This window comes from Bacillus coahuilensis m4-4, assembly GCF_000171615.1.
Classification (GTDB): domain Bacteria; phylum Bacillota; class Bacilli; order Bacillales; family Bacillaceae_K; genus Bacillus_T; species Bacillus_T coahuilensis.
This window is the reverse complement of sequence record NZ_ABFU01000040.3, coordinates 1-15,979: the sequence shown is the minus strand read 5'-3', so window position 1 is coordinate 15,979 and position 15,979 is coordinate 1. Positions and strand designations below refer to the sequence as shown.

Sequence of the window (15,979 nt, the reverse complement as noted above, 5' to 3'; positions counted from 1 at the left end):
TGAGTGTTGAAGGATGATCGGCTCCTCCTTACGTGAAACTGCACTTAAAAACCACTAATTAACCCATAGGAGTGCGTGACTGGACACGCAATGATGGTCTTTCTTGATTGCTTAACATCCGCTTCAATAAGCTTGTTATACGCTTTTACCTCATTTTTTATTGATGACCAAGTCCTTTTAATCTGCTTTGGAACTCCCGTTGTACCTGAGCTAAATTGAAGCAATCCACCTTCAGTTTCCCTAGATTTATTTTCTATTTCACCCATCACTAAGGGGGCGACTTGTAAGCTCCCATAATACAAGTAATCTACTCCTGCCCGTTTAGCTAATTCTATTGCTCCACCCCTTGGAAGGCTTGAGTGTAACGGAAGAACCATCCCGTCATTGGAACGTACATAAAGACAAAAGCTAAGCCACTCTTCAACACTTTCTAAACAAACAGCTATTTTTAGCTGTGCAACATTTCTTAACACACTATCTTTTTTCCATAGAGTAAACGCTTGATCAATATTTTCTTTCGTTACATAGCGGTCATTGATATAAAACATCCCTTACCTCCTTTGTCCATTCTTTACTTAGACTATTTTTAATCTTATGGGTACTTTCTTTGTTACAAAGTTTTTTCCTTCAGCAAGGATTCGGCATCAATGTCTTCTGAGAACAAATCCAACCTCTCAAGCCGATTGACCCAGTCTGTTTGTTGCTTAAAATGTTGAATGATTTTATCACGATGCAAAGAATAGAATGTTCGTTCTTTAAAGCCATAGAGTTCCTCCAGTAAATAGGATAGTTCTGAAAGATGATAAACAAACACAGTATCTAACAGTAACTCTTTTAATGCTTTTAATGAAGACATCCAGTACCATTCGTTTACTTCTGCCTCTTCAAATTTAGGATGTAGAGAAGCAAAGTTAGGAATACTGTTTGGATGTTTTACAAATTCCTCAACGTATTCCACACTCTCATGGAAATCTCTAACGATCACCCGTTTTGGCCATCCTTCCTCATGAACTAAAATCATGTTTTGAGCATGAGCTTCAAGAGCTATTCCGTGAACCACCAGTAAATGGACAATAGGAATAATACATTGATCAAGGAAGCGGTGTACCCATTGCTCTACACCGTATCTTTCTATCCATTCGTCGATAAATGGTTTCCGTCCTGTTCCAGCTGCATCAATGCCGTAAACGGAACGGCTCTTTCCCTACCAGATAGAGAGGAGTGGAAGGATTCACGAAACAATACGGAGAATTGCTCTGCTACATTACTTTTCATTTCATGGCCAAGTAAAGAGAGGCCAGCATATTCTTTTTAAAATTTGCATATTCGCTTCTTGATGAAGATAATGGTCCCCAAGGATACATTGAGATAACCATTTTGATAGAGCAGGAGCTGCTAGTACACCTTCTGGTTTCATGGTTCTTAAAGAAGATGTTTGAGACATATTGAGTGAGAACTTCACCCATGAGCTCTTCTTATTCTTTTCACTCCATGTGCTTCTAATAGATTGTGATGCTCTCATGCATTCATTGCCATACCCTAAAATGATAAAGTCTCCTAAATTAAATTGTTGTGTAAGAGTCGACTGAAGAGATTTCCATTGATAGGGATGGATGGGAAGTAAGGTATATTCATGGGAAGAGAGACCAAAATTAGTGAGCGTTTTCATAAACGATTGCACACGCTTATACCCTATGTGCTCTACCCAAAAATCCATGAAGTCATCTATTCTAGAAGCGGAAGGTATTCCTTCTTGACTGCAGCCCATAGTAACGAGAATGAAAGTTTTGATTCAGGACCATACCTTTGATGATCCTCTAGACTAAACCCTCTTCGTGTTTTAAAAAAGGGATGATAAGTATGTCCTTCTTGAATCTCAGATTCTAACTCTTCATAGGAAGAAGCTCTTCTCGAAAAAGGAAGTGGAGAATGGATCTCATTCCATTCCAATAAAGCGACTGTTTGAACCAAATCTTCTACTAATCTAGTAGCTTCTTCCGAGTTGACAACTAATTCGTCCATTAATTCTGAGATGTGCTGGAGATGAAACCCATCGGTTTGATCACAGAAAACGGATGAATAGAGTCGGACTCGATCAAAAGCCGTCCGCTTCCCTTCGTAACGATATACTTTACTTTTTCCGTATATCAAAAAAACAGATGTCTCTTCTTCTATTGCTAATAGCTGTTCAAAAATAATGGCTTCTACAAATTGTCTATGAACACGGCCAAATGAGGTTTCATATTGTTTACATCGTAATGACATGAGGTTCCCCCCTTGTCCCAAGAGCAATTGGGTTGTGAATGTTCACATATACCGCTTGCTCTAATTCAGCAGAGAGTTCATCAATGCCATACACTCTAGTTAAAAGATTGGCTTTTTGAGGAAGGGTCTTTTCGTTAAGAATTTTTTGGACGAACTTTTTCCCCAGGTCATTCAGCTCCGTTTCAAGCATAACTAGTTTTTCTTTTAACCAAGCTAGCATCCATTCTTCTTCAAGAATGCCATCCTTACCTAATCGATAAATGATGGAGAAAATATGGTTGAAAAGGATATAGTATGTAAAGCGATTTTGAATCAAGTCATCATCATAGAATAATTCCTCCATCCTCTGTAATCCTTCTACATAGCCTTGCAGAGCATTCTTCCTAGACGAGGACAAGTAATATCCTTGATTATCACGATAATAGTAACGAGATGGATACCCTTCTGAAACATTCAATAAGCTATTTTGCTGATGAGCTTCTAGGGCGATTCCGTATTCATCATAAAGATGGATTAACGGTTCAATAGCAATCTTCCAGTAGTGTTCTAACCATTTAATGGCTACATACTCCAAGGAACTGTCTTCTTTAGTAGCTAACGATTTCAAAATAGTATGTAAGACAGAGTCATTTCCCGGAAGGGGGTCTTGAACTAAGCCTGCAAGGAGAGTCACCCCCCCTCCCCTTCTTCCCCCCTAAAAATATTTTCTCGCAATATCACCTCCCACCCTGATTCGTTTTCTACCTCATTGAATTTCACTCGAATATAAGCTGGATCGTGAATAATTTCAAATGAAGAGTAGGTACTATGTAAAGGTAATGAATGAATTAAATCAGATACCATTACCCCAGCGCGAAGCTCATGAAGCTTATTCACTCGAAGGGAATTGGTAATCTTAACAGGTAATGAGAACTTATACATCCAGTGTCTAGAAGGGCTATATACCGTTCGAATGGAAGAGGTTGCATGATACTCATCTCCTAATCTTCCTAAATCTAAAATATCGTTACGTTCAATCGCCTTCTGAACATATGCTTGGTGTAAAAGGTTCTGAGCTTGTAGAGGATGCATAGGTACAATTAAGTACTTTTCTAGATCTACAGAGGGAACATCTTTTCTACTGTTTTTCAGCTCTTCTATTATGAATTGTCCGGCGGACTTACTAAGAGTAGAATATTCCTCTATCATAGTACGTTTTACGGAAAAATAATGAAGCTGGAATGCCCCGTGAAGTTCAGGTGAATACTGATGTAGCAACCAATCTGACATCCCTTGCCTACTCTTAGGTGTCGGATGTAACCAATGGCCATAATGAAGAGATTTTTCTTGTGATAGATACGTTAATAGATCTTGGTTTGCCGAGCTTGCTAGCTTTTTCTCAATCATTTTTGTCATATTGCTCATACTTTCAAATACTCTACCTATTAGTTCTGTTATACTTTGGTCATTTGAAATAAAATGGAGTTCCTGCATAATAGCGATAAGCACGGTTTGTTGATCAATTTCTACTAGGCTTTCAGTATCCTTTTTACTAAATGTCCGGCCATATTGATGGGGTCCTACAATAGATTGATACCGTAATTCTATACAATAGTGAGTTTGATTGTGTGTAAGATACAGATGTAAACAATCCATTTCTACACCATCTATGTTTTCTTTTTTCCATTCCTGATTGGAAGGAATTTCTCGAACATAACAACTAACGAACGTTTGAAATGTCGCTTGTAAGGCTATATTTTTCGACTTACTTGTCATTGTCTATTCCCCTCTATTACCAAAAGATAATGATAATCTTTCTCAATAAGTTAACAAAAAAAGTAGTCTTTCCAATAAGAAAGACTAAATACTAGTAATGCTATCATGATTTAAATGATAAAGATTATCATTATCAATATCAATAGGAAAAATGTCACTTTTATTTCTATCCTATTCCTCCTAAAATTTACTGTTTCCTCCCTAATTCTTGTACTTTGCCCGTACAAGCTTCCATTGCTTCTAAAATTGCCCCTCTAAATTTCTTTTTTTCCAGTGTACTAACCGCTTCGATCGTTGCACCGCCTGGTGAGCACACAGCATCTTTTAATACACCTGGATGTTCACCAGTATGAAGAACCATTTTAGCCGCGCCTAGAATCGCTTGAGCAGCTAAACGATACGCTTGATCTCTTGATAAGCCTTTCGCTACACCACCATCTGCCATTGCTTCTATCATCATATACACATAAGCAGGAGACGATCCACTGATAGAAGGAATCACATCCATCATAGACTCATGAATGATTTCTACTTTACCAAACGACTCTAACAGACTTTGTATTTCTGCCGCTTCATCTGTGGTTACGAATGGATTAAACGTAACGGCTGTCATTCCTTCCCCTACAAGAGAAGGTGTATTTGGCATTGTTCGAACTATTTTCACAGGCTTACCTACAGCTTCTTCCATTCTCTCTATTGTTATTCCAGCTGCAATCGTGATTAGAATGGTATGGTCTTGTATTTTATCTTTTATTTCATCTATAATATCAAAGTAATGATTAGGCTTAATCCCTAATAATATAATATCCGCCTTTTCAGCTACCTCTCTATTTGAGTTAGTCATATGGATGTTAAACGTTTTCCTAACGGATTGAATAGTAGCCTCCGTCTTTGCACTTCCGATAATGAGTAACGGGTCTATTCCCGCTTGAATCATCCCACCTATCATAGCTTGAGACATTTTTCCGCATCCAATAAAGCCAATTCTTTTCGTACTCATCACTTTCGCTCACTCCTACTTATTTTATAGGATCTGTTAAACTGAGCACTTTAACAAAGCCTTCTTATAAGTAAGCCCCTGAAGTTTGGCTTCAGGGGCTGTTCATTATCTTTCTAATTCAATCCACTCCGTATGGAAAATTCCTTCTTTGTCTACTCGCTCATATGTATGAGCACCAAAGTAGTCTCGTTGAGCTTGAATTAAGTTTGCTGGTAACGTAGCCGTACGATAGCTATCATAATACGCTAAAGCACTTGAAAATCCTGGTACCGGAATACCTTGTTGTACCGCTACCGAAATGACTTCACGTAATGCCCCTTGATAGCCTTCAACAATTTCTTTGAAGTAAGAATCTAATAATAAATTTCTAAGAGCAGGATCTCGGTCATAGGCTTCTTTAATTTTTTGTAAGAATTGAGCACGGATAATGCAGCCACCACGGAAGATCATGGCAATGTCTCCGTATTGAAGATCCCAATTATACTCTTCTGAAGCAGCTCTCATTTGTGCAAATCCTTGAGCATAAGATACAATTTTACTCATGTATAGCGCTTTACGAATGGCTTCAATTAATGCTTTGCGGTCTCCTGTATAACTTTCCGCATTAGGACCTGCTAAAACTTTACTAGCTGCCACGCGCTCATCTTTAATAGCAGAAATGAAACGTGCAAACACAGATTCAGTAATAACAGGAAGAGATACACCTAGGTCAAGAGCACTTTGAGAGGTCCATTTTCCAGTCCCTTTTTGACCAGCTTTATCAAGAATGACATCCACCATTGGTTTCCCAGTTTCATCATCTTTTTTCGTAAAGATATCTGCTGTAATTTCAATTAGGTAGGAATCTAACTCTCCTTTATTCCATTCAGCGAATACTTCATGAAGTTCGTCAGCTGAAAGACCTAGAACATTTTTTAGTAAGAAATAGGATTCTGCAATTAATTGCATGTCTCCATATTCAATTCCGTTGTGAACCATTTTAACATAATGGCCAGCACCATCTGGACCGATATATGTCGTACATGCTTCTCCATCAACTTTCGCAGCAATGTCTTTAAGAATAGGAGCCACTAATTCATACGCCTCTTTTTGACCACCTGGCATGATAGATGGTCCAGTCAGAGCTCCTTCTTCTCCACCGGAAACCCCAGTTCCAATAAAGTGAAGACCCAATTCACTTAGCTCTTTGTTACGACGAATTGTATCTTGGAAGAACGTATTACCTCCGTCAATTAAAATATCGCCTTCTTCTAAGTATGGTTTTAAAGAATCAATAGTAGCATCTGTTGCTTTCCCTGCTTTTACCATAAGTAAAATTTTTCGTTGGTTTTTCTAAAGAAGATACAAATTCTTCAATTGTATATGTAGGGAAGATATTTTTACCTGTTGATTCAGCTACCATTTGTTCCGTTTTATCACTTGAACGGTTAAAAACAGAAACTGAATATCCTCTAGATTCAATATTCCATGCAAGGTTCTTACCCATTACAGCAAGACCAATAACACCGATTTGTTGTTTTGACAATTTCATAACGTCCCTTCTTTTATCAATTCCTACTAAACCTCTATAAACTTATCAAGTTTAATCGTCATATGCAAACAAAATACACCGCTACGTCTTTATTCAGTATCTTTCCCGTTATCTTGGTTTTCTCTCAGAAAATCTTTATTAAAGCTCGTATCTTCTTTTTTGTTCATATGCTGCTGGTTGAACTGCTATACCTTTTTTGGATCATAGCTTTTCCGAATTTCTTTTGAAGAGCTTCCACAGCTTGATATAAAGGCTCTTTTTTCGCTTCATTTTCATAGGAAAATAAGTCTAATTGAGCAATCGCTTCTGTCTTATCCACAAGATCACTGGTCGTGATGCCTAATAAACGGACAGGGTTACCAGTCCAATGGGCTAGAAATAATTCCTTTGCTGATTGGTAGATTTCTTCTTTTTTATAAAGGACTCTTGTTTGTTTTTTACTTCTAGTAATCGTTTTCCAATTATTATATCGGATGGTTATGGAAAGCTGGTTTGCCATTACCCTTTTGTTCTTTAACCTTGTTGCTACCTTATCTGAAAGTCCTTCTAACACTTCTAATAGCTGACGCTGATTGGTAACATCTCTAGGAAGCGTTCTCGAATTCCCAATGGTCTTGTAAACATATATCGAGTCAGGATCTACAGGTCTCTCATCTATACCATTCGCACGCTCTTTTAAGCGTGGGCCATTGATTCCAAGTAATGTTTTTAAAGAAAATTCATTTGCATTGGCTAAGTCTCCAATTGTATAGATGTGGATATTGTTCAATTTTTCGGCCGTTTTTGATCCTACTCCGTGCATTGACAGAACGTCTTTAGGCCATAAAATGGACGAAACCTCTCTTTTTCTTAATATGGTGATACCTAGTGGTTTCTTCATATCAGATGCTGTCTTCGCCAAAAACTTATTGGGCGCAATCCCAATACTACAAGGCAAATCCAACTGTTGAAGGATTCTATTTTGAATGGTTTCTGCAATAAAAATGGGCGTACCGAGTTCAAAACAGTCTGTAATATCCATATACCCCTCATCAATTGATACAGGTTCTACTAAATGCGTGAAACTGCGCAATATATCAAACATGCCTTTGGAAGCATCTCGATATCTGTCAAAATTTGGACCCATTACCATTAAGTGTGGGCATAGTTTCTTTGCCTCCCATAGGGGCATAGTTGTTTTAATCCCATATTTCCTTGCTTCATAGCTGCAAGTAATAATTATCCCTTTTCGTTCATCTGGATTTCCAGCCACAGCGATTGGTTTTCCTTTTAATTCAGGATTATAGGCCATTTCAACTGAAGCGTAAAAGCTATTCATATCAACATGAAGAATGACTCGTCCTGCTTTTGGATAATATTCGTTCATCGACTTCACCTACTTTAAGTATACCGAAAGTTAAAGTGAAACACTATTGATGGGCTTCTTAATCCATAAAAAAGAAGCGTCAATTAAGACACTTCTTCTTGTTTTTCTTTATTAATAAACTCAAGTATTTCATGAACACCCTCAAGGCTTTCAACTAGTATGCTAGGATCTACCACTGTGACTAATCGGTCATCTAAATTAATGACCGAAGTGAAATATTTTGTCTTAGAATAAGCTAGTAAGCCTACTTGCTTTAAAGCACCCTCTGGCACATTTAAGATTTCTTTTGCATCCTGTACGATAATGCCTATAGGTAATAATCCGGTTTGCAATACAATCATCTTATAATCCTGTAAATTCTCTGCCTGTGAAGAATACAAGATGGTGTCAAAATCAATGACTGGTATTAGTTCATCTCGTACTTTAGTTATTCCTCTAACGTAGGTTGGTAAGTGTGGAATAGGCGTTACATTTTGAATTTTTTCAATCGAAATTACTTCTTTAACGCTGATTGCGTACTCTTCTTGTCCAGCTTGGAAGACTACCACTTGATCAATTGTGTTCATCTTGATCCCCCTAAAAACTGTATATACTCTACTTTATCATAGGTTGGTAGTTTCACATAATAAAATTTTATGAAGAATCATCAAATTATATCTTTACATATTTAAAGCTCTAGCAAACTGAAAGATCGCAAACTCACATAACTTCTCTTTATCTTCTTGTATGTTTTTAACATTTTTAATGATAAATTTCTCAATAAAATTTAGCTGATTAAAATGGATTTCATACCCTATTACTTCAATAGGATGTGCATGATTTCTAAAGGATAGCGGAAAATTATCCTCTATTTCCTTTTGTAAGGACTCCGGGTTTTCTTCCCCTGCACAAATAAATATAGCTACTCTTTTTTGTAATAAAACCTCTTCATAATTTTCTAAGAATTGCTTAAGTTTTTTGTGAATAGAACCAAAGTATACGGAAGCACCAATTATGACCGTATCAACATCTGATAAATAAACAGATTCTTCTTCTAGAATATTATGAAGTTCACAGCTACCCTTTAATTGAAACCGCAAAATGTCTGCTGCCTTTTTTACTGTACCATGCTTACTGGCATACACAATTAAGTGATTCAACCTACTCCCCCATTTCATCCTTCTTTCCTTTTATATTACTATGTAGTAACAGCAATTGATCAACGTCTATATGAATATTTTGTGAAATACATCACATTTATACTTGAAGAAAAAAGGTGCAAATCTCCTGCACCTTTTTCCTTCATCATGATATTGAATTAATAACCTCCACCAACGTAAGCAGCACCTACGATGATTAAAAGGATAAATAAAACAACGATTAACGCGAAACCTGCACCGTATCCTTTACCTGACATGTTCCTCACCTCCTTAAACAGGAGTCCACTTCCTTACTTTAGTATCCTATGTAATGAAACGAATTGTGTTAAGGCTGATGTCCCTTGTCAGAACACCCAAAAGTGAAAAACATATTGGAAAGGGATTAGTAGGTTAAATAAAATATCTTATTGGCACTACCTGCATTACTAAGAAATATTTTTCTCTCTCATGTATTGAAGTAGTTCATCCATCTGTTCTAAATGCCTCTTTTCGTGATATCCAATAAAAAAGAATCCATTGGTGCAATGGAACCTGTCCAAAGACCATATGTGGAAATGATTTTTGTTGTAACGTTTCTAGAGGAACGTCGTCTACCAGAGAGAATAATTTTTCTCTTGAACCGTTCAACAATTGAACCAATTCATCCAGTGATTCTATCTGCCCTTTTGGCTCAACAAAGCTAGGAGCTTTTACTTTCCTTTCGCGTAAAGGGGTTAAGTGAATAGGTACCTCCTTAGAAGATGGGCTATTATCGTCTTTTAAAGCATGGGTGATTCCTTTCAACACTGATTGTTCCATAAGGAATAAGTGTTCAAGTATTTCTATAATAGACCATTCTTTTTCTGATTTTTTATACCGTAACATAGAAGGCGACAAGCCTTTTACTTTGGCTAACACTTCATTTCTAATATCCGTTAGTACTACTACAGACATCGTGATTCCCCCTATTTGTAAATTTGGTTTTAATTAAATAATTTAATAGATGCTCATTCTAGCAGTTGATTTATGCAAAATGGTAAATGTGCTTTAGTAGAGCCAAAATAAAAAAATGCTCGAAGTTCCTACCTCGAGCATTTTCTTGGTGTATTTAATTAGAGGCAACATCCTTAACAATCTCTACAATCATTTCGGATAGCTTCACAAGTTCTTCTACCGGCATTCTTTCGTTCGTTGTATGGATTTCTTCATAACCAACAGCCAGGTTAACAGTAGGAATACCAAAACCTGCGATAACGTTAGCATCGCTTCCGCCACCAGAAGTTTGTAGGGAACTTTCACGACCGATTGCAACTGCAGCTCGTTTTGCTACTTCTACTACTTCGTCTCCGTCAGCAAATTTGAAACCTGGGTACATCACTTCTACCTCTACATCCGCACTACCACCTAGCTCCTTTGCTGCAGAATGGAAAGCTTCTTGCATTTTCTCTACTTGAGCTTCCATCTTTTCTGGTACTAATGAGCGTGCTTCAGCTAGAATATCCACTCGGTCACAAACTATATTTGTTGCTTTTCCACCTTCAAAGCGGCCAATATTTGCTGTTGTCTCTTCGTCAATACGACCTAATGGCATACGACTAACTGCTTTTGCAGCGATTGTGATAGCCGAAACTCCTTTTTCTGGTGCGACACCTGCGTGAGCCGTTTTCCCGTGAATAATCGCTTTCACTTTCGCTTGGGTTGGAGCTGCTACGATAATGTTCCCTACCTTACCGTCGCTATCTAAAGCAAAACCAAATTTAGCTGTGACAAGCTCTCTGTCTAGAGCCTTTGCTCCAACTAATCCAGACTCTTCTCCAACCGTTATAATAAATTCAATTTTTCCATGGGGAATATCTTGTTCTTTTAACACGTGAATTAGCTCGATCATAGCCGCTAATCCAGCTTTATCATCTGCACCTAAAATAGTTGTTCCATCAGAATAAACATAGCCATCCTCACGTACTTCAGGCTTTACACCCACTGCCGGAACTACGGTATCCATGTGTGAGGTAAAATAGATCGTCTCCACACCATCTTTTGTTCCTTCTAATGTACAAACTAAATTTCCAGCTCCATGACCTGTTATACTTGTCGTATTATCTTCAAAAACATGAACACCTAGGTCTGTAAATTTCTTTGTTAATACTTTCGCAATCTCAGTTTCATTTAAAGTTTCAGAATCAATTTGAACTAATTCTAAAAATTCGTTTAATACACGATCTTGATTAATCATGTCAACACCCTCCACCTACTTATGTATTCAACAGTAAAGTATACTCTTATTGATGAAATCTCTCAAACATTTCCCTTTATAGAGGGATGTTTCCATGTTTTTGGTAGGCCTTTGCTCTTTTTTGTTTCGGAGCATCTCTAATGACTGAACAAGCTTTAGTCTTGTATCTCGAGGGTCGATGACATCATCAACCATTCCCCTGCTGGCCGCAATATAGGGATTTGCAAATTTATCTTTGTATTCATTTATTTTTTTCGTTCGCTCTTCTTCAGGATATTCACTTCCGTTGATTTCTCGCGAGAAAATGATATTGGCTGCACCCTGAGGTCCCATTACAGCAATTTCTGCATTCGGCCATGCAAAAACAAGATCCGCTCCTATGGCTTTTGAATTAAGAGCAACATAGGCACCGCCATAAGCTTTCCTCAAAATAACCGTTATTTTAGGAACGGTTGCTTCAGAGTATGCATAGAGAATCTTCGCACCATGTCGAATGATTCCCCCGTGCTCTTGTTTAATCCCAGGGAAAAATCCTGTTACATCTTCAAATGTAATGAGTGGAATATTAAAGCTATCACAAAAGCGAATAAAACGACTCGCCTTATCAGACGAATCAATATCTAATCCTCCTGCTAAATACTTTGGCTGGTTACATACAAGTCCAACTGACTCACCTGCAATTCGTGCAAATCCAACTACAATATTTTTGGCAAATTCTTTCTGAACCTCCATAAAGCTACCTGTATCCACAACTTGATCTATTACATTTCGAACGTCGTATGGCCGAATCGTATCAAACGGAACGATATCTGGTAGATCGGGTCGATCGTGCACTTCATCAAAATCGTCTAACCTCTCTACTTTCTCTTCACTGTTTTGCGGTAAATAAGCTACTAATCTCCTTACTTCCTGCAGTATTTCTACTTCAGTCTCTGCTCGGAAATGGGCATTTCCACTGATCGTGTTATGCACTTTTGAACCACCTAAATCTTCAGCAGAAATCTTTTCACCTGTTACGGTTTCAATCACTTTCGGTCCAGTAATGAACATCTGACTGGTACCATCTACCATAAAAACAAAATCAGTGATGGCTGGGGAGTACACAGCGCCTCCTGCACACGGGCCCATAATGACTGAAATTTGCGGTATAACACCTGAATAGATTGCATTGCGATAAAAAATATGACCATAGCCGTCTAACGATACAACGCCTTCCTGAATTCTCGCACCACCTGAGTCATTAAGCCCTATAAAAGGTGCCCCGTTCTTTACAGCTAAATCCATTACATTTGCTATTTTCTTTGCATGCATTTCTCCAAGAGCCCCACCAAATACTGTAAAGTCCTGTGAGAATAGATAGACAGGTCTGCCGTTTATTTTACCGTAGCCTGTTACAACCCCGTCACCAGGACCTTTTTGATTTTCTAGTCCAAAATCAGAGCAGCGATGTTCAATAAACGGATTGAGTTCAACAAAGCTTCCTTCATCTAGTATCAAGTCGATTCGTTCTCTCGCGGTTAGCTTTCCTTTGGCATGCTGCTTTTCAATCCGTTCATCTCCACCACCCAGTTCAATAGTGCGTCTTCGGTCGTACAATTCATTAATCTTATCGTAAATATCCATCCCCGCTATTCCCCCTTACTTTTTTCACAGATTTCATATAAAACCCTGCCAGTTGAGGAAGGATGCAAGAATGCTACCTCAGCTCCTGCAGCCCCGCGCTTTGGTTTATCATGAATCATCCTAATACCGTTTCGTTTTAACTCTTCTATTCGATCTTCAATACCTTGGACAGAGAACGCTATATGATGGATGCCTTCCCCCTTTTTCTCAATAAAAGAATAGATGGCACTTTTTTCACTAAAAGGCTCCAATAATTCTAATTTAAGATTGCCTGCGTCTAGAAATGCTACGATGACACCTTCCGACTCGACTCGTTCCGTTTTCAGTAGTCTTAAACCAAAGATATCTCGGTATAGAGACAATGAGCTCTCAATTGATTTCACTGCTATCCCGATATGATCTACTGCCTTCACAAACATCTCCCCCTCATTCGTATCACATACGTATTCGATATTGATTCGACCAAAACCTTCAAATAGAAGCAAATTCAGAAAGCGTTTTCAAATTTTTCAATAGAAATCAAGGTTGTCTATTTCACACAATCCATTTAAAATATAGAGGAATGACTATGAGGAGTGTGTTTAGAAAATGAATAATCCAAAATTCCGCAAAATCGTTGTATATCTAATGCTATTCGCCATGCTAGCATCCTCTATATTTGTTGGATTGACGATGTTTTTATAATAGGTTAAAGAGGGTGTCCCAAAAGTATAAACATTTGGAACACCCTCTTCTATTTTGATTTATTTAACTTAAAGCTTTTTTCTTTATATTTTATTCATCTTCTTATATCATAAAGGGAAAGAAAAAAGGGATAGCTCGGCGTCCAAGCTATCCTAGCATCTAGGGAGTTTAGGGGTATGGATCTAGATGTATTATTATCGTACCCGTCTCTTATCTGCTTAAACCAGAAATTCAAACTTTTTTCAGCAAAAAACGACCGTTTCATTGAAAAAAACACCTCCTTCCACTATGATGGAGGTAGATTAGCAAGAAAGGGAGAACAAAAGAATGAATATGGATTTTAATCTATTTATGAACGATATTGTTCGCCAGGCTCGCGAAGAAATCGAGGCAGCTGGATATACGCAGTTAAAGACACCAGAAGAAGTAGAAGAAGCATTTTCAAAAAAAGGAACAACCCTAGTGATGATTAACTCTGTTTGTGGTTGTGCAGGAGGGATTGCTCGCCCTGCAGCAGCTCATGCCGTGCATTACGATAAACGTCCAGACCAATTAGTTACCGTATTTGCTGGTCAAGACAAAGAAGCAACAGCTAAGGCAAGAAGTTACTTTACAGGATATCCACCTTCCTCCCCTTCTTTTGCTTTATTAAAAGACGGAGAAATCATTACGATGGTGGAACGTCACGAAATTGAAGGATTTGAACCGATGAGTGTCGTAGCAAATCTACAAGAAGCATTTGAGGAACATTGCGAAGAAGTATAAGCGCTTACACCCCCTGTTTTTATACAGGGGGTTTGTTTGTACCTAAATCGTATATATTAACACTATAAACAAACGAGCTATAAGGAGAAGCATTATGCCCCGCTTTAGAATAGGATATCGTACGGTTAAAACCGCACTCGGAACAGCCATTGCTATTATGATTGCACAATGGTTTTCTCTTGATAATTTTGCATCAGCTGGAATACTGACTATTTTATGTGTTCAAAACACGAGAAAAAAATCTATAAATGCTTCTTGGAGCCGATTTTTAGCCTGTATCATTGCCATGGGTTTTTCAGCGTTCTTTTTTGAAGTAGTAGGATATGAGCCGTGGGTCATCGGATTGATGCTGTTATTCTTTATTCCTGTTACCGTTATGCTCTCCATTCAAGAGGGCATTGTCACTAGTTCCGTCATCATTCTACACTTGTATTCTTTTCAAGCCATCTCAACTGATATAATTTTAAATGAGCTTGGTATCATTATTATTGGGATAGGGATTGCATTAATTATGAACTTATATATGCCCAGTGTTGAAACACAGTTAGTTTCCTATCAGAAAAGGATTGAAGAAAATTTTAGAATCATCTTTCATGAAATATCTCACTATTTATGTAACAAAGATAGTGATTGGACGGGCAAAGAAATTACAGATACAGTAGAAATCATACATAAGGCAAAAACGATAGCGTTCAAGGATGTAGAGAATCATTTTTTACGTCATGAAAATCTATATTATTTATACTTCAAGATGAGAGAAAAGCAATTAGATATTTTAGAAAGAATCCTTCCAAATGTTGCCAGTATTTCTCTAACCGTGGAACAGGGACAAATCCTTTCTGAATTTATTGATGAACTAGCTGAACATATTCATCCTGGGAACACGGCCATTTTTTACTTAAAGCGCCTATATGAAATAAAATTAGAATTTGAGGAAATGGAGCTCCCGCAAAGCCGAGAAGAATTTGAAGCACGTGCTGCACTCCTTCAATTTATGAAAGAAATGGAACAATACTTAATTATTAAAAGTAATTTTAAAGGCATCTCTCAAAAAGCAGATCAGTATGAAAAAAGAACCATTGAAGCAAACTAATCGAAAATCCTTGAAAGGAGAGTCGGTATGGTTAAGCTAACGATGGTTCTCTTTTTTATCATGTCACCTATTTGGCCACTTGGTCAGAATCCTATTCCAGGAGATCCCTTTATCATAATCAATAAAACAACCAATGAATTAGCGTTCTTTCAAAAAAATGAGCTTCAGCATATCTACCAAGTAGGAACCGGACGAACGGATGATTTGACTCCAGAAGGCTTGTTCACAGTTACGGTGAAGGCCAAAAATCCTTATTATCGTAAGCTCGATATTCCTGGTGGAGATTCGAATAATCCATTAGGTACGAGATGGATAGGCTTTGATGCGGAAGAGACAGATGGGAGGATATACGGCATTCATGGGACAAATCGGGCAGAATCAATAGGTTACTACGTTTCAAATGGATGTGTTCGAATGACTAATCCATCCGTAGAAGAATTATTTGATAGGATTCCTCTAGGAACGAAAGTGTTAATCATAAATAAAACGGCTACATTTGAAGAAATAGCAATAGAGTATCAAGCCGTAGATTAATGCCTTTCTTAA

Annotated in this window: 19 protein-coding genes and 2 pseudogenes; 4 read left to right on the top strand and 17 right to left on the bottom strand. The window is 37.8% G+C overall.

Going from position 1 to position 15,979, the window contains the following annotated elements; all coding sequences use genetic code 11:
• Positions 1-44 precede the first annotated feature (44 nt).
• The 17 genes and pseudogenes from M44_RS25270 to mce form a co-directional block, all read right to left on the bottom strand.
• A complete protein-coding gene (locus tag M44_RS25270) occupies positions 45-548 on the bottom strand; it encodes a hypothetical protein (RefSeq protein WP_050770961.1) in 504 nt (167 codons plus the stop codon).
• Between the two features lie 62 nt (positions 549-610).
• The gene (locus M44_RS25265; protein ID WP_272941191.1) at positions 611-1,135 is read right to left on the bottom strand and encodes an IucA/IucC family C-terminal-domain containing protein; all 525 of its coding nucleotides are present in this window, start codon (positions 1,133-1,135) and stop codon (positions 611-613) included.
• Positions 1,132-1,275, bottom strand: coding sequence for a hypothetical protein (locus tag M44_RS26965; protein ID WP_155814945.1), 144 nt, complete (start codon positions 1,273-1,275; stop codon positions 1,132-1,134). Before M44_RS26965 ends, M44_RS25265 begins: the two co-directional genes overlap by 4 nt.
• A gap of 1 nt (position 1,276) precedes the next feature.
• On the bottom strand, positions 1,277-1,717 hold the full coding sequence (locus M44_RS28980) for an IucA/IucC family protein (protein WP_010173289.1): 441 nt from the start codon (positions 1,715-1,717) through the stop codon (positions 1,277-1,279).
• Between the two features lie 8 nt (positions 1,718-1,725).
• The gene (locus M44_RS28975; RefSeq protein ID WP_010173287.1) at positions 1,726-2,265 is read right to left on the bottom strand and encodes an IucA/IucC family protein; all 540 of its coding nucleotides are present in this window, start codon (positions 2,263-2,265) and stop codon (positions 1,726-1,728) included.
• Positions 2,249-2,938, bottom strand: coding sequence for an IucA/IucC family C-terminal-domain containing protein (locus M44_RS25250; protein WP_050770960.1), 690 nt, complete (start codon positions 2,936-2,938; stop codon positions 2,249-2,251). The genes M44_RS28975 and M44_RS25250 overlap by 17 nt, the downstream gene beginning before the upstream one ends.
• Positions 2,935-4,020, bottom strand: a complete 1,086-nt coding sequence (locus M44_RS25245; protein ID WP_050770959.1) for an IucA/IucC family protein — start codon at positions 4,018-4,020, stop codon at positions 2,935-2,937. The genes M44_RS25250 and M44_RS25245 overlap by 4 nt, the downstream gene beginning before the upstream one ends.
• 187 nt (positions 4,021-4,207) lie before the next feature.
• Entirely contained in the window at positions 4,208-5,020 is an 813-nt protein-coding gene (gene proC / locus M44_RS10215) for a pyrroline-5-carboxylate reductase (RefSeq protein WP_040365398.1), read from the bottom strand.
• A 105-nt stretch (positions 5,021-5,125) separates the two neighbouring features.
• A pseudogene (gene gndA / locus M44_RS22240) lies at positions 5,126-6,545 on the bottom strand (NADP-dependent phosphogluconate dehydrogenase).
• A 169-nt stretch (positions 6,546-6,714) separates the two neighbouring features.
• Entirely contained in the window at positions 6,715-7,917 is a 1,203-nt protein-coding gene (locus tag M44_RS10205; RefSeq protein ID WP_010173279.1) for a DNA polymerase IV, read from the bottom strand.
• A gap of 83 nt (positions 7,918-8,000) precedes the next feature.
• Positions 8,001-8,483, bottom strand: coding sequence for a chemotaxis protein CheW (locus M44_RS10200; RefSeq protein ID WP_010173277.1), 483 nt, complete (start codon positions 8,481-8,483; stop codon positions 8,001-8,003).
• Positions 8,484-8,576: 93 nt separating this feature from the next.
• The gene (locus tag M44_RS10195) at positions 8,577-9,056 is read right to left on the bottom strand and encodes a flavodoxin domain-containing protein (protein ID WP_010173276.1); all 480 of its coding nucleotides are present in this window, start codon (positions 9,054-9,056) and stop codon (positions 8,577-8,579) included.
• 158 nt (positions 9,057-9,214) lie between these two features.
• The gene (locus M44_RS26215; RefSeq protein ID WP_010173274.1) at positions 9,215-9,313 is read right to left on the bottom strand and encodes a YjcZ family sporulation protein; all 99 of its coding nucleotides are present in this window, start codon (positions 9,311-9,313) and stop codon (positions 9,215-9,217) included.
• A gap of 205 nt (positions 9,314-9,518) precedes the next feature.
• Entirely contained in the window at positions 9,519-9,989 is a 471-nt protein-coding gene (locus M44_RS22235; RefSeq protein ID WP_010173272.1) for a DinB family protein, read from the bottom strand.
• Positions 9,990-10,143: 154 nt separating this feature from the next.
• The gene (locus M44_RS10180; protein WP_010173270.1) at positions 10,144-11,268 is read right to left on the bottom strand and encodes a tripeptidase T; all 1,125 of its coding nucleotides are present in this window, start codon (positions 11,266-11,268) and stop codon (positions 10,144-10,146) included.
• A gap of 76 nt (positions 11,269-11,344) precedes the next feature.
• Positions 11,345-12,891: pseudogene (locus tag M44_RS22230) on the bottom strand (acyl-CoA carboxylase subunit beta).
• 5 nt (positions 12,892-12,896) lie between these two features.
• Entirely contained in the window at positions 12,897-13,304 is a 408-nt protein-coding gene (gene mce, locus M44_RS10170; protein ID WP_010173266.1) for a methylmalonyl-CoA epimerase, read from the bottom strand.
• Between the two features lie 175 nt (positions 13,305-13,479).
• Between mce and prli42 the strand changes: the two genes are divergently transcribed.
• The 4 genes from prli42 (at position 13,480) to M44_RS10150 (ending at position 15,967) form a co-directional block, all read left to right on the top strand.
• A complete protein-coding gene (prli42, locus tag M44_RS26960) occupies positions 13,480-13,575 on the top strand; it encodes a stressosome-associated protein Prli42 (RefSeq protein WP_153007688.1) in 96 nt (31 codons plus the stop codon).
• A gap of 327 nt (positions 13,576-13,902) precedes the next feature.
• Positions 13,903-14,340 carry a BrxA/BrxB family bacilliredoxin gene (locus M44_RS10160; RefSeq protein WP_010173262.1) on the top strand — a complete coding sequence of 146 codons (438 nt, stop codon included), beginning with the start codon at positions 13,903-13,905 and terminating at the stop codon, positions 14,338-14,340.
• Positions 14,341-14,434: 94 nt separating this feature from the next.
• Positions 14,435-15,433 carry an aromatic acid exporter family protein gene (locus tag M44_RS10155; protein ID WP_010173260.1) on the top strand — a complete coding sequence of 333 codons (999 nt, stop codon included), beginning with the start codon at positions 14,435-14,437 and terminating at the stop codon, positions 15,431-15,433.
• 27 nt (positions 15,434-15,460) lie between these two features.
• Complete coding sequence (locus tag M44_RS10150) at positions 15,461-15,967, top strand: L,D-transpeptidase (protein ID WP_010173258.1); 507 nt, start codon at positions 15,461-15,463, stop codon at positions 15,965-15,967.
• Positions 15,968-15,979 lie beyond the last annotated feature (12 nt).